19 protein-coding genes are annotated in these 22,359 nt (G+C 49.4%); 16 read left to right on the forward strand and 3 right to left on the reverse strand.

Annotation, left to right across the window (positions count from 1 at the left end; genetic code table 11):
* Window positions 1-239 precede the first annotated feature (239 nt).
* The 13 genes from thrS (at window position 240) to WH45_RS16380 (ending at window position 16,807) form a co-directional block, all read left to right on the forward strand.
* On the forward strand, window positions 240-2,180 hold the full coding sequence (gene thrS, locus WH45_RS16320) for a threonine--tRNA ligase (RefSeq protein WP_046215497.1): 1,941 nt from the start codon (window positions 240-242) through the stop codon (window positions 2,178-2,180).
* Window positions 2,181-2,492: 312 nt separating this feature from the next.
* Window positions 2,493-3,632, forward strand: coding sequence for a cell wall-active antibiotics response protein LiaF (gene liaF, locus WH45_RS22925; RefSeq protein ID WP_052723818.1), 1,140 nt, complete (start codon window positions 2,493-2,495; stop codon window positions 3,630-3,632).
* Between the two features lie 6 nt (window positions 3,633-3,638).
* A complete protein-coding gene (locus WH45_RS16330) occupies window positions 3,639-4,706 on the forward strand; it encodes a sensor histidine kinase (RefSeq protein ID WP_046215498.1) in 1,068 nt (355 codons plus the stop codon).
* Window positions 4,672-5,337, forward strand: coding sequence for a response regulator (locus WH45_RS16335; protein WP_046215499.1), 666 nt, complete (start codon window positions 4,672-4,674; stop codon window positions 5,335-5,337). The genes WH45_RS16330 and WH45_RS16335 overlap by 35 nt, the downstream gene beginning before the upstream one ends.
* 211 nt (window positions 5,338-5,548) lie before the next feature.
* Window positions 5,549-7,243, forward strand: a complete 1,695-nt coding sequence (locus tag WH45_RS16340) for a S1C family serine protease (protein ID WP_046215500.1) — start codon at window positions 5,549-5,551, stop codon at window positions 7,241-7,243.
* 241 nt (window positions 7,244-7,484) lie between these two features.
* Window positions 7,485-8,174: a response regulator transcription factor gene (locus tag WH45_RS16345; protein WP_046215501.1), complete on the forward strand. Its 690-nt coding sequence runs from the start codon at window positions 7,485-7,487 to the stop codon at window positions 8,172-8,174.
* Window positions 8,175-8,190: 16 nt separating this feature from the next.
* Window positions 8,191-9,786 (forward strand): sensor histidine kinase, encoded by a 1,596-nt coding sequence (locus WH45_RS16350; RefSeq protein ID WP_046215502.1) that lies wholly within the window; start codon window positions 8,191-8,193, stop codon window positions 9,784-9,786.
* 130 nt (window positions 9,787-9,916) lie between these two features.
* On the forward strand, window positions 9,917-10,891 hold the full coding sequence (locus WH45_RS16355; protein ID WP_046215503.1) for a 4-hydroxy-3-methylbut-2-enyl diphosphate reductase: 975 nt from the start codon (window positions 9,917-9,919) through the stop codon (window positions 10,889-10,891).
* Window positions 10,892-11,364: 473 nt separating this feature from the next.
* Window positions 11,365-12,429: a 3-deoxy-7-phosphoheptulonate synthase gene (aroF, locus tag WH45_RS16360; protein WP_046215504.1), complete on the forward strand. Its 1,065-nt coding sequence runs from the start codon at window positions 11,365-11,367 to the stop codon at window positions 12,427-12,429.
* A 523-nt stretch (window positions 12,430-12,952) separates the two neighbouring features.
* A complete protein-coding gene (gene glnA, locus WH45_RS16365) occupies window positions 12,953-14,377 on the forward strand; it encodes a type I glutamate--ammonia ligase (protein ID WP_046215505.1) in 1,425 nt (474 codons plus the stop codon).
* A gap of 235 nt (window positions 14,378-14,612) precedes the next feature.
* Window positions 14,613-15,701, forward strand: coding sequence for a 3-phosphoserine/phosphohydroxythreonine transaminase (serC, locus tag WH45_RS16370; RefSeq protein ID WP_046215506.1), 1,089 nt, complete (start codon window positions 14,613-14,615; stop codon window positions 15,699-15,701).
* A gap of 163 nt (window positions 15,702-15,864) precedes the next feature.
* A complete protein-coding gene (gene trmL, locus WH45_RS16375; RefSeq protein WP_046215507.1) occupies window positions 15,865-16,329 on the forward strand; it encodes a tRNA (uridine(34)/cytosine(34)/5-carboxymethylaminomethyluridine(34)-2'-O)-methyltransferase TrmL in 465 nt (154 codons plus the stop codon).
* Between the two features lie 223 nt (window positions 16,330-16,552).
* Window positions 16,553-16,807 (forward strand): AbrB/MazE/SpoVT family DNA-binding domain-containing protein, encoded by a 255-nt coding sequence (locus tag WH45_RS16380; RefSeq protein WP_046215508.1) that lies wholly within the window; start codon window positions 16,553-16,555, stop codon window positions 16,805-16,807.
* Between the two features lie 171 nt (window positions 16,808-16,978).
* Here the strand turns inward: WH45_RS16380 and WH45_RS16385 are convergent, their stop codons facing one another.
* A complete protein-coding gene (locus tag WH45_RS16385) occupies window positions 16,979-18,046 on the reverse strand; it encodes a phosphodiester glycosidase family protein (RefSeq protein ID WP_046215509.1) in 1,068 nt (355 codons plus the stop codon).
* Entirely contained in the window at window positions 18,043-18,450 is a 408-nt protein-coding gene (locus WH45_RS16390; RefSeq protein WP_046215510.1) for a hypothetical protein, read from the reverse strand. Before WH45_RS16390 ends, WH45_RS16385 begins: the two co-directional genes overlap by 4 nt.
* Before the next feature lie 302 nt (window positions 18,451-18,752).
* Between WH45_RS16390 and WH45_RS16395 the strand changes: the two genes are divergently transcribed.
* Both WH45_RS16395 and WH45_RS16400 read left to right on the forward strand, forming a co-directional pair.
* A complete protein-coding gene (locus tag WH45_RS16395; RefSeq protein WP_052723819.1) occupies window positions 18,753-19,511 on the forward strand; it encodes a response regulator transcription factor in 759 nt (252 codons plus the stop codon).
* A gap of 48 nt (window positions 19,512-19,559) precedes the next feature.
* A complete protein-coding gene (locus tag WH45_RS16400; RefSeq protein WP_046215511.1) occupies window positions 19,560-20,795 on the forward strand; it encodes an aminotransferase-like domain-containing protein in 1,236 nt (411 codons plus the stop codon).
* 36 nt (window positions 20,796-20,831) lie between these two features.
* Here the strand turns inward: WH45_RS16400 and WH45_RS16405 are convergent, their stop codons facing one another.
* On the reverse strand, window positions 20,832-21,584 hold the full coding sequence (locus tag WH45_RS16405) for a DUF2161 family putative PD-(D/E)XK-type phosphodiesterase (RefSeq protein WP_046215512.1): 753 nt from the start codon (window positions 21,582-21,584) through the stop codon (window positions 20,832-20,834).
* Between the two features lie 385 nt (window positions 21,585-21,969).
* Here WH45_RS16405 and WH45_RS16410 point away from each other — a divergent pair, with 385 nt between their 5' ends.
* Entirely contained in the window at window positions 21,970-22,218 is a 249-nt protein-coding gene (locus tag WH45_RS16410; protein ID WP_017811312.1) for a type B 50S ribosomal protein L31, read from the forward strand.
* The last annotated feature ends 141 nt before the right edge of the window (window positions 22,219-22,359 follow it).

Consider the following 22,359-nt stretch of genomic DNA (forward strand, 5'->3'; position numbering starts at 1 on the left):
ACCGTTACCCGATGCAATGAAGGATTCTGTCCAGCAGCCGCTAGTTTGTTCCTCCAATCATCCCTTTTACATTCCAAAGGAACCGGAGCCGATCAGACGCATACAGCACTGTTACCAGAATCAAATCAGGGTGGAACCACGGGCATATATACTACAACGCTCGTCCCTTTACCGGGACGGGCGTTTTTTGTTGTTTTAATGAATCAAAGAAGTAACTTTCACAAGGAGGAACACTTACCATGGCTATTGAAATCAAATTGCCTGACGGCTCTGTTCGTCAGTATGAAGAAGGAAACAATATCGGAGATGTCGCATCTTCGATCAGCAAAAGTCTGTTCAAAAACGCGGTGGCAGGTAAGCTCGACGGTATCGTCGTTGACCTGAACACTCCTCTGCACAACGGTGCACTGGTCGAGATCGTAACGGCGGACAGCCCGGACGGCCTGGAAGTGATCCGTCACAGTACGGCCCACCTGACAGCACAGGCGGTTAAGCGTCTGTTCGGTGCCAAAGAAGTGAAGCTGGGCGTAGGCCCGGTTATCGAAGATGGCTTCTATTACGATATGGATCTGGAGCATTCCCTGAACCCGGAAGATCTGCAAAAGATCGAGAAGGAAATGGAACGCATCGTAAACGAGAATCTGCCGATCACACGCCGTGAAGTGAGCCGTGCGGAAGCGCTGGAGATTTTCCGTGGACTCGAAGATCCTTACAAAATCGAACTGATCGAGGCACTGCCGGAAGACAGCATCATTACCCTGTATGACCAGGGTGAATTCTTCGACCTGTGCCGTGGACCGCACGTACCTTCCACAGGCAAGCTGAAAGTATTCAAACTGCTGAGCGTAGCCGGTGCTTACTGGCGCGGTGACAGCAAAAATAAAATGCTGCAGCGTATCTACGGAACAGCTTTTAACAAAAAGCCGGAACTGGAACAGCATCTGCATTTCCTGGAAGAAGCCAAGAAACGCGATCACCGCAAACTTGGTAAAGAGCTGGAGATGTTCACATTCTCCTCACTCGTAGGTCAGGGTCTGCCGATCTGGCTGCCAAACGGTGCCAAGCTGCGTCGTACACTCGAACGTTACATCGTCGATCTGGAAGAAAAACTGGGCTACAGCCACGTCTATACGCCGGTACTCGGTAATGTCGAGTTATACAAAACTTCCGGTCACTGGGAGCATTACCAGGAAGATATGTTCCCGGTCATGTCCATGGACAACGAAGAACTCGTACTGCGCCCGATGAACTGCCCGCATCACATGATGGTGTATAAGAGCGATCTGCGCAGCTACCGTGATCTGCCGATCCGTATTGCCGAGCTGGGCATGATGCACCGCTACGAAATGTCCGGCGCGCTGACAGGACTTCATCGTGTACGTGCGATGACACTGAATGATGCGCATCTGTTCGTACGTCCGGATCAGATCAAGGACGAATTCGCCCGTGTTATCCAGCTGATCCAGCAGGTATACAAAGACTTCGGTATCGAAGAATACCGCTTCCGTCTGTCCTACCGCGATCCGCAGGATACCGAGAAATATTTCCCGAACGACGAAATGTGGGAAATGTCTCAGCGTATGCTGCGTGAAGTTGTGGAAGAACTGGAACTGCCGTTCTTCGAAGCCGAAGGCGAAGCGGCATTCTATGGTCCGAAGCTGGACGTGCAGATCCGTACCGCACTGGGCAAAGAAGAGACGCTGTCTACCGTACAGCTGGACTTCCTGCTGCCGGAACGCTTTGAACTGGAATATATCGGAGATGATGGACAGAAACATCGTCCGGTCGTTATTCACCGTGGTGTAATCAGTACAATGGAGCGCTTCACAGCCTTCCTGCTGGAGAACTTTATCGGTGCGCTGCCGCTGTGGCTGTCCCCTGTACAGGCCAAAGTCATTCCGGTATCGACCGCATTTGACGATTATGCACGCAAAGTCGAAGATCAGCTGCGTCTGAGCGGCATTACGGTTGAAGCCGATCTGCGCAACGAGAAGCTTGGCTACAAGATCCGTGAAGCCCAGCTGGAGAAAATCCCTTATATGTTCGTTATTGGTGAGAACGAGATGAACGCAAACAGCGTCTCGGTCCGCAAACGCGGCGAAGGCGATATCGGCACCATGCCACTGGAAGAAGCAGCCAAGCTGCTGAGCCAGCAGATCGCAGACCGTACCATTTTCTAAAATCATTCCTCTTGGTAGTTATCGGTTCGGTTGTGCATTGATTGCCAACAGAGCGGATATACAGTGGGTAGAGAGTCTACGCAACCCCGATCCTGTTATACAGGAATCGGGGTTTTTGCTATGCCGTATCCCCGGTTGCCCTGCAGCAAATTTATCGCACAGCTGTATAACCCATCAGCAGCTGCCAGGCGTCTCGGTCTGCAGACCGAGTACACTTTCATCCTGCTGCCGCTATGATGAAGACGAATTTGCAGGTACACTACGTATAAGACATACAGATTGAGCTGGAATACAGGAAAGTGAGGAACGGATATGAACAGATATATGTTTCGTAAAACCTTCTGGGGATTGTCCCTGATCGGGGTCGGCATTGTTTTCCTCCTGAATCGGATGAATATGATCGAATGGGGTCTCAGTGATGTACTTTACCTGTTATGGCCGTTGATTCTGCTGGAGATCGGCCTGAATGAGCTGCTGTTCAAATGCAAAAAAGACGTCGGCGGCTGGATCATGACCATTCTGGGTGGATATTTCCTCGGACGCAATCTTGGATTTTACGATTACTCGATGGGCGAGATGATCCGCTTCCTGCTGCCGGTATTCCTCGTGGCTGCCGGTGTGAAAATATTGTTTGGCAAAAAGGAAAAGCGTCGTCGCCATGATCAGCATCAGCCGCCGGAGACACCGGAGCCTTCCTACAGCGCACCGCCGCCTCCGCCTGTATCTTCTCCGCTGGACGATCTGTTTAACGAGAAAATGGGCACACCGACACCGCCGGACGCAGAGCCGCGGCAGGGATTCGGACAGCAGTATCAGGAGCCATCCGAGCGGGCATATCGGCACGATCCGGCTTTTCAGGACAAAGGGCCTTATGAACAGAGTACGCCACCGCCTGCATCTTACTATGATTATCCATCTACAGGTGACTGGAAAGAGGATAAGCGCCGTTTCAAAAAGCAGCTCAAACAGCAGATCAGACAGCAAATGAATGGAGCCCGCCAAAATAAGCAGTGGCATCATGAGCAATGGAAGCAGTATCATAAAGGAAGAAGCTGCAGCTCCAGACACCGTCATGCAGAGCAGCGGTCGGGATTTATCGGAGATGTGCATATCGGCAAAGAGTACTTTGAACTCAAACCGCTGAATATCTCGCATTTTATCGGGGATACCATGTTGGACCTGACAAGAGCCCAGATTCCTTATGGCGTGACCCCGGTGACCATTTCCGCTTTTATCGGAGATGTTAAAGTATTTATTCCGAGTGGTGTGGAAGTGGCTTTCAAGGCACAGGGTAATTCCTTTATCGGAGACATGAATATTCTCAGCGATATGACCGAAGGATTTATGAGTCATATCAACAAGGAAACAGCAGATTACGAGTCGGTCGGCAAGCGTGTGGAGATTACAGTGAGTGTATTTATTGGAGATATTGTAATCAGTCGGGTGGGATGATAAGCGATGAGAACAAAATGGTTCAATAACCTGAAATGGGAATTGATTGGATTTTTCGGAATGTTTGGCATTCTGATGTCCAGCATGATCTATCTGGCGCTGAGCCGGAGTTCCAATCTGCAGTATCTGCCGGATAATTCCTTCTATTATTTTGGCGGACTGATCGTGGTCTCGCTTGTCGCCGGATATGTGGCCGGTCAGCGGGTACAGCGGCGAATCGATTATATGCATCTCAAGATGACCCAGGTGGCCAAAGGCAACTTTAACACTCGTATGGGACCGAGTGAAGATGCCTCATTTAACCGTGTACATCAGGAGTTCAATGAGATGATGGGCACGGTTGAACGCAAAATGCATATTTTGCAGCAGCTCGGTGAGCGGGATGTAATGGAGCGTACACGGGAGACAGAGACTGCCGTACTGGAAGAAAGACGGAGAATGGCCAGAGATTTGCATGATTCGGTCAGCCAGCAGCTGTTTGCCATTCATATGTCGGCGTCCTCTCTGCCCAAAGTGCTGGAGCGCAATGAGCAGCAGGCCCGCGCTGTAATGGAGCAGCTGATCCAGATGTCCCAGCTGGCCCAGAAGCAGATGCGTGCGCTGATTACCCAGCTGCGCCCGATGGAACTGGAAGGACGATCCCTGCCCGAAGCGCTGGATGTCTGGTTTCCGGATTACTGCCGTCACAATGGACTCAAGGGCATGCAGGATATTGAACTAAGTGGGGAATTGACTGAGGCCAAGGAGCGTCAGCTTTTTCTCATTATTCAGGAGGCACTCGCCAACATCGTCAAACATGCGGATGCTACGATTGTCAGTCTGTCGCTGCAGGAAGAGCCTCATCATATCGCCCTTCATATTAGTGATGATGGCAAAGGGTTTGATCTGGGCATACACAAGCAGGGTTCCTATGGACTGACCATCATGTCGGAGCGTGCGGAGAAGCTGGGCGGGCAGGCGGAGATTATCAGTACGCCTGGAGCGGGAACGACCATCCGTATCCATATTCCCAAGTTTGATACCAATTCCAGGGGAGTGAATGAGCGTGAACAAGATCAAAATATTGTTGGCTGACGATCATGATATGGTGCGGATGGGGCTGAAAACATATCTGATGCTGGAGGAACAATTTGAAGTAATCGCCGAAGCGGCCAACGGCCAGCAGGTGATCGATCTGCTGGATCAGTATGCAGATACAGAGATGCCGGATCTGATTCTGATGGATATGATGATGCCGGTGATGAATGGTGTTGAAGCGACCCGATGCATTCTCAAGAGCTATCCGCATCTAAAAATCGTCATTTTAACGAGCTTTTTGGAAGACGACATGGTCGTGGAGGCGATTGAAGCGGGAGCAGTTAGTTACATTCTGAAGACCGTCTCTGCCGAAGAGCTGATCTATGCTCTTCAGGGAGCGAGCCGCGGAATGCCAGTCATGACAGGAGACATTTCCCAGGCGCTCACCCGCGGTATTCGCCAGCGCAGTTCTGTGCAGGAAGAAGCTTCCGACCTGACCGGCCGTGAACGTGAAGTGCTTATGCTGATCGCCGAAGGACTCAGCAATAAGGAAATCGCGGAAGAATTACATATCAGCATCAAAACGGTCAAAACGCATGTCAGCAACCTGCTGATGAAGTGCGAACTGGAAGATCGTACCCAGCTGGCCATCTATGCCCATCGCAAAGGATGGGTGACCCAATATTAATAATGCGCCCGTATAATGAAGCATAACAGCCTCTGATCGCGCAAATCGCAGGTATTCCCTCTTTTCCATGAAAATTCAATTATTGACCTTGGATTTATTATCTTTTTAATTGTTTTTAATGTGCAATTAAGGTTAATAAGCGAATATAAGAATGTACCAAGTGAGACATACACGCGGCATTCATATCATGGGAATTTGGGAGGTTATCTTCATGGAAGACAAGAACAGAAATGAATTGAATAACGGCTCGGAATCTGGCAGCCAAAACCAAAATACAGCAAATTCGAACGAAGCGGGCACTAACAATGGACAATCACACTATTATTCCTACGGTCCATTCCAATCCTTTAACAAAGACAAAGAACAGCCGACAGAATCCTATCAGGAATCGGTGCCGGCAGCAAGAGATGTAGAGGTAACTCCTCCTCAGCCTGTACAACCAATCTACAGCTCCGCCCCCGGAAGCAATCATCGCAGCGACAATACAGATCCACTGAACAACATCCATAACAACTACAATGGCAATGGCTACAATGGCAGCGGCGGAGATGCCGGCGGTCGCAAGCCAGCCCAGTTCCAATACAACAAACCGAAAAGCCCCGTAAAAACAGTAGTGGCTTCCGTGCTGGCAGGCATGATCGTCATGACAGCAGGAATGTATGGTGCAGATCGTGCAAATCTGTTCACCCCGGATGCTCCAGCTGTAAGCAGCGCTGCTACAACAACAGCAACGACTCCACCCAGCAGTGGAATTACACAAGCTGCTCTTCCGGCAGGTTCTGCAGATGTGGCGGATGTAGCCAAAACAGCGAGTCCGGCAGTCGTCAAAATCGAGACCTACTCCAATTCCCGCTCCAGCAGTGGGGGCAGCGGCAGTAACCCGTACAGTGATCCGATGTTCCGTTTCTTCTTCGGTGATCAGGGAGAAGGCGGCGGTGGCAATGGTGGAGGCTACGGCGGCAGTGGAAATGGTAGTGGCAGTGGTAACGGCTCATCCAGTTCACTAACACCGCTCGGTATCGGTTCCGGGTTTATTTTCGATAAAACCGGTTATATTCTGACTAATGCCCACGTCGTAGGTGAAGCGAATGTTATTCAGGTAACGCTGGAAAATAACAAAACACCTTATGAAGCCAAACTGATGGGTAAAAGCGATGACCTCGATCTGGCCGTTCTGAAAATTGAACCGACCGAAGGCGAGACCGACTTCCCTTATATCTCCCTCGGCAATTCCGATAATATGACAATCGGCAGCTGGGTAGTGGCAATTGGTAACCCACAGGGATTCGATCATACGGTGACCGCAGGTGTACTGAGTGCAAAAGAACGTGAAATCACTGCCTCCGATGCATCCAATGGTCAGTCAACAAACTACCAACATCTGCTGCAAACCGATGCTTCCATCAACCCTGGTAACTCCGGTGGACCGCTGCTCAATATGAACGGCCAGGTTATCGGTATCAATACTGCGGTGAGCGAGGGAGCACAGGGTATCGGATTTGCGATCCCATCCAATGTAGTATCCCAGGTAGTGGACAAACTCAAAAATGGCAAGGAAATTCCGGCTACACCAGTTCCATTTATCGGAGCTTCTCTGATGACGCTGACTCCGGAGATTTCCCAGCAGCTGGGCATTGATACAACCAGCGGCTCTGTCGTGACCGAAGTACTGTACAGATCTCCTGCCTACCAGGCAGATCTGCGCTCTTATGATGTCATCACCGGAATCAACGGCACCAATTACTCCAACAGCCAGGATCTGATTGCAGCGATCCAGAAGCTGTCGGTAGGGGATACCGTGACCCTGAATATTATTCGTGACGGCAAATCGTCGCAGGTCAAAGTGAAAATCGGCGACCGCAATAACTATGAGAACACCATGAACGGCTCCGGTAGCGGACAATAAGATCAGGGCTTCATACCAAGCAAGCAGGCATATAAACAGGCATTTTGCAGTACCTCATATTTCATGATCCGGATCAATGACTGCATCCGGTAACTATAGATTGGAGGCGGAAGGGATATTCCTTTCCGCCTTTTGTGCGGCTATAGTGTATTTATCCATTCATTGATACAATGGAACTAACTATCGAATAACACAGGATATGCTGCTATAGCCCATAAACCTGTCCGAAGGAGAACAAGCCATGAGACCGACTATTCTAATTATTGATGACGATGAGAAAATTATATCCATGCTCCGCCGGGGCCTGGCTTTTGAAGGGTACGAAGTGCTGACCGCATCCAATGGTGCGGAAGGGTTGAATCAAATGCTGGAAAATGATCCGGCGCTAATGGTATTGGATGTCATGATGCCGCAGGTGGATGGATTCGAAGTGTGCCGCCGCGTACGGGAAGCCGGCAGTTCGGTGCCGATCCTGATGCTGACCGCCAAGGACGAAGTGGAGAACCGGGTCAAGGGACTGGATGCCGGGGCTGATGATTATCTGGTCAAACCGTTCGCACTGGAGGAACTGCTGGCTCGGGTGCGCGCTCTGCTGCGCCGCAAACCGGATACGAACAATCCGAGCAGCAGCCGTCTGACGTTTGAAGATCTGAGTCTCGATCCGGATGCACGCGAAGTGATGCGAGACGGACAACGGCTGGAGCTGACAGCCAAGGAATTTGAACTGCTGCATCTGTTTATGCAGAATCCGAAGCGGGTGCTGTCGCGAGATCTGATTATGGATAAAATATGGGGATATGACTACAGCGGAGAGTCCAATGTGCTGGAAGTCTATATTGCCATGCTCCGCCAGAAAACAGAAGAGCACGGCGGCAAGCGGCTGATTCAGACGATTCGGGGCGCCGGTTATATTCTGAGAAGCAACAGCTGAAGAAAGGACTAACAGTATGTCAATACGCTTAAGACTGACAGTATGGTATTCCGGCATATTAGCGGTGACGTTGATGCTGTTCAGTGTTGCTATATATACCTTTGTTTACTTCAATACGTATCAGGAGCTGCGCAATCGGCTGAATGATCAGATCAGCCGCATACAGGTAGCGGTCAGTATGCCGGATAGCGAGGGGCATGTCGATATGGCCCCTTCGCGCAAAGATTATAACCGCCTGCTGGAGTCGGGGTTCCGAATCAAGCTCGGAAATTATACGGACAGCAGTAAGGATATTTCATATAACGGGGGCTTCCTGGAGATTCCGGCAGCCAACAAAATCCCGGATGACCTCAGACAAATTGACTACAACGGACGTTCCTATCTGGTAGCCTATGCAGGTATTCCCGGTGCGATCGATGACGACGGAAAGGCACAGCTGCTCGGTGTATTGATCATCGCAGCAGACATGACGGATGCTCATCAGCTGTTTGACGACCTGCGGGTGACTCTGATCGTCGGGTCTCTGGCAACGTTGTTTATCGCCTTTACGCTCGGTCTGTTCCTCGCCCGCAAATCGATGGCGCCGATCGGCAAAGTGATCAAGGCAGCCAATCAGATCCAGAACGGCAGAGACCTCAGTGTCCGTATTGATTATGATGGTCCCAACGATGAGATCGGTCAGCTGATCAGCACGGTCAACGGCATGCTCAGCCGGACAGAGACCTTTTACAAAGATCTGGCCGAAGCGTATACCGCGCAGCGCCGGTTCGTATCGGATGCATCGCATGAACTGCGTACACCGCTCACGACGATCCGTGGCAATGTCGATCTGCTGCAAAAGGCATGGAACAAAAAGCCGCATGAAGCGCCTCATCTGGATGAAGAGAGTCTCAAACAAATGTCTATGGAAGCGATCAATGATATTGCAGACGAATCCAAGCGCATGAGCCGGCTCGTAAATGATATGCTGTCCCTGGCGAGAGCCGATGCCGGACAGATGATTGCCAAGGAGAGCTTGCCTGCAGCCGAACTGGTGGAAGAAGTCGTGCGCCGTGCACAGTTTATACCTCATCGTGCCGACTGGCAGCCTGCCGATACGTCGAGCCTGCAGGAATACTTTATTTATGGCAACAAGGACTATTTGCAGCAGATGCTGTTTATCTTTATTGAAAATGCGTTTAAATACACACCTGAGGGTATCGTATCGCTGGATACCGTGTTATACGAAGATCAGATTGGTATCCGTATTACCGACTCCGGGATCGGGATGGATCAGGAAGAAGTACCGCATATTTTTGAACGCTTCTACCGGGCGGATGAGTCGCGCGGTGTAACGCCGGGAACCGGACTGGGATTATCGATCGCCAAATGGATTATCGATGAGCATGAAGGTTCGGTGGAAGTGATCACCGCTAAAGGCAAAGGAACCACATTCGTCATCTGGCTTCCGCTTGCGGCAGTACCGGTGGACGGACAGATTCTCCCGCGTACATTGGCACCGGAAGAAGAGATACTGGAAATACCGGAAATAAACAAGGAAGAAAAGAAATCTTCCAAAAGGGAATTCAGACGCAAGCCGTCGAAACCTGCCAAACCGGAAAAGCCGGAGTAGACATCTTTACCAACTGCAGGGAAGATGCCGATTGGAAGACGGTTCACCTTTCCTGCATACCTATTTATGGAGTATAATGGTGGTATTGCTTGAAGTGAAGCAAACCCCAGAAAGCAGGTGTTAAGCTCATATGGAAATTGTGAAAATTGCGCCACGTGGATACTGTTATGGTGTCGTTGACGCTATGGTGATTGCACAGCAGGCCGCACAGAACCTTGATCTGCCGCGACCGATTTATATACTGGGCATGATTGTGCATAACAGTCATGTGACCAAAGCATTTGAGGATCAGGGCATTATCACACTGGATGGTCCCAACCGGGTAGAGATTCTGGAGCAGGTGGATACCGGTACGGTGATCTTTACCGCCCATGGTGTATCTCCCGAAGTGCGTCGCCTGGCTCGTGAGAAAGGCCTGACAACGGTCGATGCTACCTGTCCGGACGTAACACGTACCCATGATCTGATTCGTGACAAGACAGCTGAAGGCTATCAGGTTATCTATATCGGCAAAAAAGGACACCCCGAACCGGAAGGTGCAATTGGTGTCGCACCGAATGATGTATTCCTGATCGAAAAGGAAGAAGAGATTGAGCAGTTGAATATTTCCGGCGAGCGTATTCTGATTACCAATCAGACAACGATGAGCCAGTGGGATATTCGCATTATTATGAAGAAACTGCTGGAGAAGTTCCCGGGAGCCGAAGTTCATAATGAAATCTGTCTGGCGACTCAGGTCCGTCAGGAAGCGGTCGCCGAGCAGGCAGGACAGGCAGAACTGGTCATCGTCGTCGGTGACCCGCGCAGTAATAACTCCAACCGTCTGGCTCAGGTATCCGAGCAGATCGCCGGTGTAACCGCGTACCGCATCTCCGATATTACCGAGCTGAATCTGGAATGGCTCAAAGGCAAGTCTCGTGTAGCGGTAACGGCAGGAGCTTCCACCCCGACGCCGATCACCAAGGAAGTGATCAGTTATCTGGAGCAGTACGATAATAATGATCCATCGACCTGGGAGATTGTGCGTACGGTGAATCCGAACCGTCTGCTTCCGCCGGTACGCGAGAAAAAAGGCAGAACAACCAATCAGCCGGTACGTCATTAATCGCGGATCGTCCGTTATGAAGTTCATTAATTTGTAAGAAAGAAGTGTCTGTTCTGCAAAAGAACAGGCACTTTTCTTTTATTTTCGGGGCAATTATGTTTAGATAATACGTATAAGTTTTTGCATTATGTAACAGCGTTACTTCTATTTAAATAGGGAATATACCGACTTGACATGAAGGGTAATCTCTTGTATATTTGCTTTAGTGATTAAAAGCTAAAAAGCTTAAAAGCGAACAAGTGTTAAAGTTAGGTGTGAAAGTCTGTCATTAAAGTTATGACAGCCCGCCCGCAGAGCGCTTTAGGCTGTATCTGCGACCTGTCTTACAAGCTGGAGGATTCTATCATAAGCTGTACTTTAGAAGTATCCAGATTATTCAAGTTAGCAAAGAGTCGAAGATATCCGGCTGACTGTCCTGCCGGATCATAGAGCTTGGCCCATCATTAATTTCAAACGAGAAAGGAAGAATATATATGATCGCTATCGTATCCAAACAGGCTGCACGTGAGCAGCTGAATCGCATTGTCGAAGTTATTGAGCAGGAGGGTGTACAGGCGCATGTGTCCCATGCATCCGATCATACGGTGGTCGGCATGATCGGCACGGTCAAGCCTGCGCTGGTAGAGCGTCTGCAGCAGCTACCCGGTGTGGAAAAGGTAGAGAAAGTATCCAAATCGTACAAACTGGCCAGCCGTGAATTTCATCCGGAAAACACGGTAATCCAGATAGGTGATGTCAAAATCGGCGGCGGTGAACTCGTGGTCATGGGCGGTCCGTGCGCAGTCGAATCCGCAGAACAGATCGATGAAATTGCAAGGCTCGTCAAGGCGGCAGGAGGACAGGTGCTGCGCGGCGGTGCGTTTAAACCACGTACCGGACCATACAGCTTCCAGGGAGTCGGCGTTGAAGGATTGATCATGATGGCTGAAGCAGGCAAAAAGCACGGCCTACTGACCATTACGGAAGTGATGACACCGGAATACGTGGATATCTGCGCCGAATACGCCGATATTCTGCAGGTGGGTACACGTAATATGCAGAATTTTGATCTGCTGCGCAAGCTGGGCGAAGTCCGCAAACCGGTACTGCTCAAGCGCGGGTTCAGTGCGACCTATGATGAGCTGCTGAATGCGGCCGAATACATTCTTGCCGGCGGCAATCCGGACGTAATGCTGTGCGAGCGTGGCATACGTACGTTTGAGTCCTACACACGCAATACGCTGGATCTGTCGGCTATCCCTGTCCTGCAGCATCTCAGCCATCTGCCGGTCATTTCCGATCCAAGTCATGGCACCGGACGGCGCGAGCTGGTGGAGCCGATGACCCGCGCTTCCGTAGCTGCCGGCGCAGATGGTCTGATTATTGAGATGCATACGGACCCGGACAACTCCATGACCGGTGACGGTGTGCAGTCCCTTTTCCCGGATCAATTCGCTCGTCTGCTGCGTGAACTGGAACGGCTGTCTCCGATCATTGGCAAGAGCTTTGCCACGCCCAAAGCACCGGCAGAATCGTTTATTCCGCAGCTGCAGCCTTAATCGATAGCTGCATCTATTTCTGTAAGATAAATTAATTGTAAATCAACTCATTTTTAAAAGGCCGGTATCCATCAGGAATCGGTCTTTTTGGCATGGATCTCTCCAGGATTGAGCAGGTGGGAAACGCATGGATTCACCGGCAGCAGCAGAAAATTTAGACGCTGTTGCCAAGTATGATAAAGCCGTGCTGCTGCTGGGGGCAGCGTCGATTGAACCGGAAAATATTAAAAAGCGGTACTTGTAGTTTCCGTGCAGATGAAGTATGATGCCTTTTAAACATTGATTCGACGCGTTAAAGCATGGTGGTAATACAGTATTTCTGGAGCAGAATTGACGAGCCGAATTCTTTTTTGGTAAGCTGTAATGTGTAAGTATATCTTACATTGAATCCAGAAATATCTGACATGGCTATTGACGATGTCAGGTTTTAAGTTTTATAATGACGAAAGAAAAAAAACGAGAAAATGAACATTGTACATCAGAAAAAGTTGTAATGTTCGGAAATTTGGGGAGGAAAGTACAAATGCCGGTAGAAAATGTATTGAAACTCGCACAAGAAAACAATATTGAGTGGTTTGATTTCCGTTTTGTGGATTTGTCTGGACGTGCACACCATATCTCTTTGCCAGCTTCTGAAGTGGATGAGGAGACTTTTGTAAATGGTGTAGCTTTTGATGGTTCTTCCATTCCTGGTTTCCGCGGAATCGAAGAATCGGATATGGTCATGATGCCAGATCCCGAATCCGTATTCGTTGATCCGTTTACCGCTCACCCAACACTGAACGTAATGTGCAATATCTACACACCGGACGGAGATCGCTATGAGCGTGACCCTCGCGGCATTGCTGAGAAAGCAGAAGAGTATCTGCAATCCAGCGGTGTAGGTACGGCGGCGTTCTTTGCCCCTGAATCCGAATTTTTCATCTTCGACGATGTTCGTTATCATAGCGGCATGAATCAATCTACATACTCTGTAGATTCCAACGAAGCTTTCTGGAACAGCAACCGCACTGAAGAAGGCGGCAACATGGGCTTCAAAATCCGTAAAAAAGGCGGATATGTACCTGTAGCTCCGGTAGACTCCCAGCAGGATATCCGCAGTGAAATGTGTCGTCTGCTTGAAGAAGCGGGCCTCAAAATCGAGCGTCATCACCACGAAGTGGCGACTGCCGGCCAGGCGGAGATCAACTTCCGCTTTGACACACTGCGCTGCACAGCAGACAACCTGCTGAAATACAAATACATCGTGCATAACACCGCACAACAATACGGCAAAACAGCAACATTCATGCCGAAGCCGCTGTTTGGCGACAACGGTAGCGGAATGCACGTTCACCAATCGATCTTTGACGGTGACAAGCCGCTGTTCTTCGAAAAAGGCGGCTATGCCAACCTGAGCGAAATGGCACTGCATTACCTGGGCGGTATCCTGTACCATGCTCCGGCCTTGATCGCACTGACCAACCCGAGCACCAACTCGTTCAAACGTCTCGTTCCTGGTTACGAAGCACCGGTTAACCTCGTATTCTCCAAAGGTAACCGTTCTGCAGCGGTGCGTATCCCTATCGCTTCCGTTACACCAAAAGGCTGTCGTATCGAATTCCGTACACCGGATTCCACGGCTAACCCTTACCTGGCCTTCTCCGCGATGCTGATGGCAGGTCTGGATGGCATTAAGAAGAAAATGGACCCTCGTGAACTCGGATACGGTCCTTTTGACAAAAACATCTACGAGCTGTCTGATGAAGACAAAGCAGGCATTCGCAGTGTACCGGCTTCCCTGGAGGAAGCACTGGACGAACTCGAGAAAAACCACGAGTTCCTGACAGAAGGTGGCGTATTCACCAAAGACTTCATCGTCAACTACATTGCCTTCAAACGTGCTGAAGCCAAAGATGTAGCCATCCGTGTACATCCACACGAATTCAGCCTGTACTACGATTGCTAATTCGCTGATTCAATCTATTTCAACTAAACCTTCTGGTTTTAGAATCCTCCGGAACTGCTGCTCCGGAGGATTTTTTAAATGAAATAAATATATGGTCCTACAAAGTACCATAGTGACAAAAGCACTTGCCCGCCCCGGGAATTGCTGATATCATATCGATAATTATCACAAACCTGACATCATCATATTAACGGATTAAAGGTGCAACGCTGAATTGAAAGGGTGGAGAAAAGAGATGACCAAGAGAGCTTATAATTTTAATGCCGGACCGGCTGCGCTGCCGCTGGAAGTGCTGGAACGCGCGCAGAAAGAGTTTGTAGACTATCAGGGTACCGGAATGTCCATCATGGAGATGTCTCACCGTGGTGCCGTCTATGAGGCCGTACATAATGAAGCACAGCAGCGTCTGTTATCTCTGCTGGGTAATCCGGAAGGGTTCAAAGTGTTGTTCTTGCAGGGCGGCGCAAGCACGCAGTTTGCCATGCTGCCGATGAACCTGCTCGGTGAAGGTCAGACAGCCAGCTATGTTGCTACAGGCAGCTGGGCGGACAAGGCGATCAGCGAAGCCAAGCTGATCGGTGAGACGCATGTGGCGGCTTCCTCGGAAGCGCAGAACTATATGCAGATCCCTGCATTGGAAGATATTCAAATCCCCGATAATGCGGCATACCTGCATGTTACTTCCAATGAGACGATCGGCGGTATCCAGTACAAGCAGTTCCCGGATACCGGTAATGTGCCGCTGATCGTGGATATGTCCAGCGATATCTTGAGCCGTCCGCTTGATATGAGTCAGTTCGGTATGATCTATGCCGGTGCTCAGAAGAATCTGGGACCTTCCGGGGTGACTGTTGTGATAGCAAGAGAAGAACTTCTCTCCGATTCACCGAAAAGTATTCCGACCATTATGCGCTACAGCACACATCTCAAAAACAATTCCCTCTATAATACACCGCCTTCCTTTGCCATCTATATGGTCAACGAAGTGCTCAAGTGGATCGAGGAGCAGGGCGGCCTGGAAGGCGTAGCCCGCAATAACAAGCGCAAGGCTTCGCTGATCTATGATGCGATCGATCAGAGCGGCAGCTTCTACAAGGGAGCGGCAGAGACGTCCAGCCGCTCGAATATGAACATTACATTCCGTCTGCCTTCCGAGGAGCTGGACAAGGCGTTTGCCAAGGCTTCGGAACAGGCCGGATTTGTCGGTCTCAAAGGTCACCGCAGCGTTGGCGGTCTGCGTGCCTCGATCTATAATGCGGTTCCATACGCGAGCTGTGAGGCACTGGTGGAATTCATGAAAGATTTCCAAGCGAAAAATAGTTAAGCGGAGCAACTTTTACCTCTATATTTGCGTAAATTAGGTAAAGCCTTCCCGTAAGGGAAGGCTTTTTTAAAAAAAATTCAACTATTTTTTGTCAAAAGCTGTCGCAATTTACCGAGATAGGTTATAATCAAAAAGTACTATGAAATAAGGTGGAAACAGAACTATGGCACTACACATTGTATTGGTGGAACCAGAGATACCAGCTAACACCGGAAATATTGCCAGAACATGCGCAGCTACAGGAATTTACCTGCATCTTGTACGTCCTTTAGGCTTCAGAACAGACGATGCTACTCTAAAAAGAGCAGGTCTCGATTACTGGCATGCTGTCAATATTGAGTATCATGACTCATTTGAAGAAGTACAAAAGACCTATAAAGGACATCGCTTTTTCTATGCAACTACAAAAGCTAAAAACAGATACTCTGATTTTAAGTTTCAAGATGGTGACTTTTTTGTATTTGGCAAAGAAACCAAGGGATTGCCGCCCGAGCTAATCGCAGCTAATCCGGATACTGCCATGAAAATGCCGATGACCGATAATGTACGCTCGCTGAATCTTTCGAATTCGGCAGCCATTATTGTGTATGAGGCGCTTCGTCAACTGGACTTCCCGGGGATGAAGTAATCATAGCTTCCCGGTGAGAAAAGCATGGTTTCTAAAAGAAGTAATAGAAATTAGTAAAAGTTAGCAGGATTCTAGAAGTAAGTGGAGAATATTAAGAAAAGCGAAATTTAGTGAATATATAGCTGATATTCCAAATTTTGTGATTCTTTTATTTTCCCGTTACTTCTGCAACCGGCATTAGCAATAATGCTACAGAATGAATAACAGAGAGGTGTATACTAGTATGAAACCGGCAGGCGTTGTACGTAAAGTAGATCAGTTGGGAAGAATCGTGTTACCAAAATCGCTGCGTAAAAGATATCAGATGAACGAGGGAGATCCGGTCGAGATTCTGGTACAGGGCGATCATATTATTTTGGAGAGATACCGTCCAAAATGTGTATTCTGCGGGTCCATGGAAGAAGTCAGTGAATTCAAAGAGCGCTATATCTGTGCACAGTGCGTGACAGAGATGAATTTGATTCCCAAAAATGCCTAATTCATTTAATGAGTAACATTTATTGTCAGACAGGTTCGGTTAATGGGTCAGACAATAGATACTGACAATCAATGAATAATCATACGGAATAATATAACAGCCCCTGACTTCCTTGATCTGCTGGTGCGCAACCAGTAGATGGGAAGCAGGGGCTGTTGTTATGAACATACATTATTTGAAAAATAAAAAGTTAGTGGCTACCGGACGCAGACTGCCATCGGAAGGACGGTTAACGACTCGCCCGTTCATTATAAGTGAAGTCGAGCCTCCGCCATCCAGGTTGTAGGCATCGGTGACGCCCATCTTGTACAGCTTATCCTGCAGTTCCTTGAGGGTGGCGCCGGAGCTGCCGTTTTCGTTATAACCATCTGCAGCGATGATAATAATCTGATCATCTTTGTATCTGCCGATCACCGTACGAGGGGCACGCAGCGGTGTTTTTTGCCATTTGGCGGGAATAGGGATTTTCTTGCCGTCCTGAATCAGTACAGGCACGAATGATGCGCCAAAGGAAGGGCTGAGTGCATCGAGTTTGGCTTTGCTTGTAAATTTGCCGCCAATCAGCTTGCCTGAATCATTCAGTCCGACAAAAAACAGATCCTTGAAAGTTGCTTCAAAGCCGTTCAGATATCTGCCGTTCAATACGGTCGTACTGAGCGGGTAGCGCTTGCCGCCTGCATCTGCGAATCCTCCGGCATTAACGCCGGCGATTGCACCATACCGCTGTACGGCCGTCAGCGTTGTCTCGGCGCCGCCGTAGGCATCCTTGCCGAGCGTCATTTTCATCGCTTGCGGGTCCTTCAGCTTGACTTTCATGGCGTAGGCTTTGTATGTGCCGGGATTGAGGCGGTACAGTTCAATATTAATTCTATCGCTGTTCACCCGTTCACTTGCGGCTCCCAGTTTGGACGTGATGCGGCGGTTATAGATTTGCTCCGGCCGGGCGGCCTGTTTGGAAGCGGCCTGCACGATGGAGGACATCGCTGTAGTCGTCTTGTTATACAGCCGGGTTGTTTTCTCTATGGAAGCGGAAGTCTGTACAGCGACCTTTTCCGCTTGATCCAGCGTGTTCAGAATGTTGCTGGATTGTTCACTGAGACTGGCCGAAGGCTGGTAGGGCTTTAGGTCCAGTGGAACGGTGACCGATTTGGACTGCAGCAGCATCACGATCAGCATTCCGATAAAGGGAGCAGCTGCCAGCATGAAGAAACGGTTGATGATTTTGACGTTCCGGTTCATTTGAGCAGCTCCATTTTCTTTTGCAGGGTATTGAGCTGCTTTTGTACTTCATTGAGCTGGGTGTACAGTTTATTGCTGTTGTCCGTCTTGCTGCTGGCATTGTCCTTGGTAAAGGTCAGCAGCTCGTTAAAGGACTCCACTTTGCTCTGCAGGGCGTTCATGTCCTTGGACATGTCTTTGAACCGGGCATCATAGTCCTGATGCAGAGCAGCGATCTGGCGCTCGGTGTCCGCTTTGATGGCCGTGATCATCTGCTGCTTCATATGATTGCTGTATAGGTAGGCTGCGGTGGCACCGAGCACGATAATCAATATCCAGAACAACAAAAACCATTTGGCAGAGGACCCTTTTGGCGGCTGGAAACGCGATGATGCACGTGGTCTGCTCTCTGCTTTGGTATCCATTTGAAATCACCTCAATAATACGATTATTTTCAGAACAGAATACATTCTAACATGTACGTTACGACCCGTCTATTTTGCAAAAGAACAGAATATTATGCTCTTTTGTAGAACTTATCGGCGGTATTTACGGCTTTTTTATACTTTAAAAGGAAATAACGAAATATAACTTTATTTGGACATTTCTACCACAGAATGACTGAATAAATGCAAAATATGGCATAAAAAATTATTGTCTGCCAACCGATATGTAACTATACGGTAATAAAAGAAACAAGCATGATGAACAGGAAGGAAGTGTCCAAGTGGAGAGCATTTGGAAGGTTATCATCATCGATAATCATCCGGCATTAATGCTGGGTACCAAACTAATACTGGAAGAAACGGCCGATCTCAGTGTTGTGGCAACGGCCAGTTCCGTTCAGGAGGGTGTAAAGCTTGCAGCACGCATCAAGCCGGATCTGATCCTGCTCGATGACTCGCTGCCCGAGGGTAATGCCGAGCATTATTTGCGTCAGGTCAAGCGCAGCAGTACGGAGAGTCATGTCATTGTACTGACAGGCGATAATAATTTATCCTTATTTGCCGGTCTGATGAGTATGGGCGCAAGCGGCGTATTATCCAAAGAATCTTCACCTGCCCAGCTGCTCCATCTGATTAACGGGCTGAGACAGGGACTGACGGTTATCCCTTTATCCTGGCTGCATCAGGGCGTTGTACCGGTACCGGCCGAAATTCCGACAGACGGTTATTTTGAGCTGTCCCAGATTGAGCATTCCATCATGATTCAAATTACACAAGGGTTTACATACGATAAGATCGCAGAAGTGATCCGTGTAAGCCGGCGTTCTGTCGATAATTATTTGCGTAAAATCTATGATAAGCTCGGCGTAAGCAGCCGTGCACAGGCGATTGAGAAGTATACGCTGTATTCCCATACGGCTTCATTCAAGGGAGCGCTGGAGTCCCATCCAAGTATTGTGGCTGTCGAATCCACCATAACTGTCGAACCGGTGATCAAAGTCGAACGTCCGGGTCCGGTAAAAAAGGTTGCTCTGGATTGAAGTTCGGGTGTATGATCTTGAAAAAGCATCGTACAGGAGGCTGGAACGGTGAAATTCTTATTTGCATCAAGGGTCAGCAATATGCCTTCCTTCTCGGTTCGTTCAGAGGACAGTCGGCAGCGGCGTGAATCATGGATATCCCTCGCCGAAGAACTGCCGGCTGAAGAACTGTTCCCGCTCTCCCAGCTGGGAGAAGCCGCAGGGACGGTATTTTCGGCCGGACCGCGTGTATTGCAGTATGGAGAGGTCGCAGGCTCGCTTGCGCTGCGTGAGTGGCTGCATGCCCGCTGGAAGCATGATCAGCGGTTGACCGTTGATCCGGCCAATATTTTGTTAACGTCAGGAAGTCAGCAGACGATTGATTTGCTGGTACGCATCTATGTGAATAGCGGAGAGACTGTGCTGGTGGAATCTCCGGCGCCGCCCGGCTGTCTGCAGGTACTCCATTTGCAGGGAGCGCGGGTTATTCATGTTGCCTGTGATGAGCAGGGGATGATTCCCGAGAGTCTCGATGAGATGATCCGTATACATCGTCCCAAGCTGCTATTTGTCTCGCCAAACTTTGGCAACCCAACAGGCCGGGTATGGAGTCTGGAACGAAGACAGGCCGTGCTGGCGCTCTGTATGCAGCATGAGCTGTTGATCGCCGAGGATGATGCGTATGGCGATCTGCATTTTGGTTCGGAGCCGGTGAGTTCGTTTCGTCAGCGGTATCCGACCTTGTTCAAGCTGGATCGCGATCAGGGTGGCAACCATGTGCTATATATCGGTTCCTTTAGCAAAACGATTGTGCCGGCTCTGCGGATCGGGTGGGCTGCCGGTGATGAACATCTGATCCAGGTCATGTCTGCGGCCAAGCAGACGGCTGACTGGCAGTCCAGTACGATGAACCAGGCGATCCTGCTGCGTCTGCTGCAGTCCCAGCGCTTTGACTGGGGCAGTCATATTACGATGCTCAACCGCGAATACGATATCCGGCTCAAGCTGATGCTGGAACTGCTCAAGCGTCCCAACTGGCGCGGAACCGAGGTGGAAGTTCCGATCGGTGGCATGTTCCTATGGGCACAGCTGCCGGATCATCTGGATGGCGAAGCATTGCTGAGCCGGGCACTTGAGAAAGGGGTCTCTTTCCTGCCAGGCGCGCGCTGTTATGCCAGCGGCGAAGGCAGCAGTGCGATCCGGCTGAATTTTACCCATCCCGGACGTGATGAACTGCTGCTTGGTATGAATCTGATCTCCGAAGTGATCGCAGAGATGCGGCAGGAGAAGGGGGAAATCGGGTAGCGGATCAGTATGGCCTTGATAAGAGGAGCTTGCACCCTATTCTTCTGTAAATGTGGTTGGATAAACCGGTGATGCAGGGTCAGGTGGCTGCAGAACATGGGCATAATCGAGCAGTGCTTGTCGGCCTGCAGCAGTCAGCCGGTATTGTCCACGGGAAACACGTTCGAACCAAAGGTAATGGTTGTCCTGCAGAATTGCTGCTGCTGTGCCGATACCCGTCGCATCACGCAGCTGGCGCGGCGACAGGGTATCCTGTTCCCCAAAGGCATGCGCTATGCGCAGTGCCTTTTCGCGGTAGGCGGTAATAAGCGGTACGCGTGTGCTGCCGCCCAGATTATAATCTCCGCTGCGCTCGGACAGCTCTTTGAGCAGCCGCTGTTTTCGGCTGCCTTTGCGCGGTGCACGTGTTGTCACTTCCAGGCGTGCAGGCTCACATAAAATTTCGATAAATGGAGATTTGGTTTTATATAACGTTACGGTCAGCAGCCCCAGCCCCAGACGGCGGCAGAGATCAGTCAGATCGCCCCAGCGCTGATTATGCGCTCCTTTTTTGGCGCGGTTGCGCTCGACAGCTACATACACATTGCTACTAAGCTTGAGACGTTCAACTCCCTGCAGCAGCAGCGGAAGGTTGAACGTTTTTTTGATTTCGATAATGAGCGGCTCGGTATCGCCTTCCCGCAGACCTACGAGGTCACAGTGGCGGACTTCACTCTTAATATCATAGCCCTGACGGGCAAAAAAGTCCTTGATCGGTAAATACAATTCGGTCTCGTGCCGTACAGCCATGGTTCCAGTTCTCCTTCGGTTATGCTGCTGAAAGTATACCATATTTAACATACTCTACACTAAGCAGGTCCATTATCCGACGTGAATGACATGTCATATGTTAGTAAATAGAAGATAAAGAAATATTCACACTAAAATCCACTATAATTATACACAGCCCGGAAGTTCGCAGGAACTGGCTGCTTTTGCCCAGATGATTGAACAGGTAGCCCGTGAGCTGGAAGAGCTTCAGCAGACGGAACGCGGTGCCTGATTATCCCGTAATTCCTGCCTAAATAAAGGCCAAAAAAAAGTTTGAGAAAAAAACAGAAGTTCTTTGACTTTTTAAGGTATGAGTGTATAATAGGAAGAGCGTGATTAATTTTATGAACGAAGGTGATTACTCATGAAAAAAGAAGGACATCCTAAATTCCAACAGGCTATTTTCTTGGATCCAAGCTGCGGATATAAGTTCCTGAGTGGAACAACTAAAACTTCCGGCGAAACAATGGAATGGGAAGACGGCAACACTTATCAAGTAATTCGTGTTGATACCAGCTCTGCTTCTCATCCGTTCTACACTGGTAAACAAAGAAACGCAGACGTTGGTGGCCGCGTAGACAAGTTCAACAAAAAATACGGCTTGAAAAACTAAGACGTATTCATTGTGAGCTTATCTTCACAACCATTTGCGTTGTGAACCGTCATAAAAAGCGTACCGATTGCATAATTATTATGCATACCGGTACGCTTTTTTTGTGCTTTTCTTTTATAAATCGTAAACCGGGTGTACATA

It is taken from the genome of Paenibacillus wulumuqiensis (assembly GCF_000971965.1).
GTDB lineage: Bacteria > Bacillota > Bacilli > Paenibacillales > Paenibacillaceae > Saccharibacillus > Saccharibacillus wulumuqiensis.

What these genes read in the sequence shown, in the direction of transcription:
- WH45_RS16390 (WP_046215510.1), bottom strand. Translation starts at nt 18,450, where the DNA reads ATGGATACCAAAGCAGAGAGCAGACCACGTGCATCATCGCGTTTCCAG.
- trmL (WP_046215507.1), top strand. Translation starts at nt 15,865, where the DNA reads ATGGCACTACACATTGTATTGGTGGAACCAGAGATACCAGCTAACACC.
- liaF (WP_052723818.1), top strand. Translation starts at nt 2,493, where the DNA reads ATGAACAGATATATGTTTCGTAAAACCTTCTGGGGATTGTCCCTGATC.
- WH45_RS16350 (WP_046215502.1), top strand. Translation starts at nt 8,191, where the DNA reads ATGTCAATACGCTTAAGACTGACAGTATGGTATTCCGGCATATTAGCG.
- WH45_RS16355 (WP_046215503.1), top strand. Translation starts at nt 9,917, where the DNA reads ATGGAAATTGTGAAAATTGCGCCACGTGGATACTGTTATGGTGTCGTT.
- thrS (WP_046215497.1), top strand. Translation starts at nt 240, where the DNA reads ATGGCTATTGAAATCAAATTGCCTGACGGCTCTGTTCGTCAGTATGAA.
- WH45_RS16340 (WP_046215500.1), top strand. Translation starts at nt 5,549, where the DNA reads ATGGAAGACAAGAACAGAAATGAATTGAATAACGGCTCGGAATCTGGC.
- WH45_RS16405 (WP_046215512.1), bottom strand. Translation starts at nt 21,584, where the DNA reads ATGGCTGTACGGCACGAGACCGAATTGTATTTACCGATCAAGGACTTT.
- WH45_RS16330 (WP_046215498.1), top strand. Translation starts at nt 3,639, where the DNA reads ATGAGAACAAAATGGTTCAATAACCTGAAATGGGAATTGATTGGATTT.
- WH45_RS16345 (WP_046215501.1), top strand. Translation starts at nt 7,485, where the DNA reads ATGAGACCGACTATTCTAATTATTGATGACGATGAGAAAATTATATCC.
- WH45_RS16385 (WP_046215509.1), bottom strand. Translation starts at nt 18,046, where the DNA reads ATGAACCGGAACGTCAAAATCATCAACCGTTTCTTCATGCTGGCAGCT.
- glnA (WP_046215505.1), top strand. Translation starts at nt 12,953, where the DNA reads ATGCCGGTAGAAAATGTATTGAAACTCGCACAAGAAAACAATATTGAG.
- WH45_RS16410 (WP_017811312.1), top strand. Translation starts at nt 21,970, where the DNA reads ATGAAAAAAGAAGGACATCCTAAATTCCAACAGGCTATTTTCTTGGAT.
- serC (WP_046215506.1), top strand. Translation starts at nt 14,613, where the DNA reads ATGACCAAGAGAGCTTATAATTTTAATGCCGGACCGGCTGCGCTGCCG.
- WH45_RS16335 (WP_046215499.1), top strand. Translation starts at nt 4,672, where the DNA reads ATGAGCGTGAACAAGATCAAAATATTGTTGGCTGACGATCATGATATG.
- aroF (WP_046215504.1), top strand. Translation starts at nt 11,365, where the DNA reads ATGATCGCTATCGTATCCAAACAGGCTGCACGTGAGCAGCTGAATCGC.
- WH45_RS16380 (WP_046215508.1), top strand. Translation starts at nt 16,553, where the DNA reads ATGAAACCGGCAGGCGTTGTACGTAAAGTAGATCAGTTGGGAAGAATC.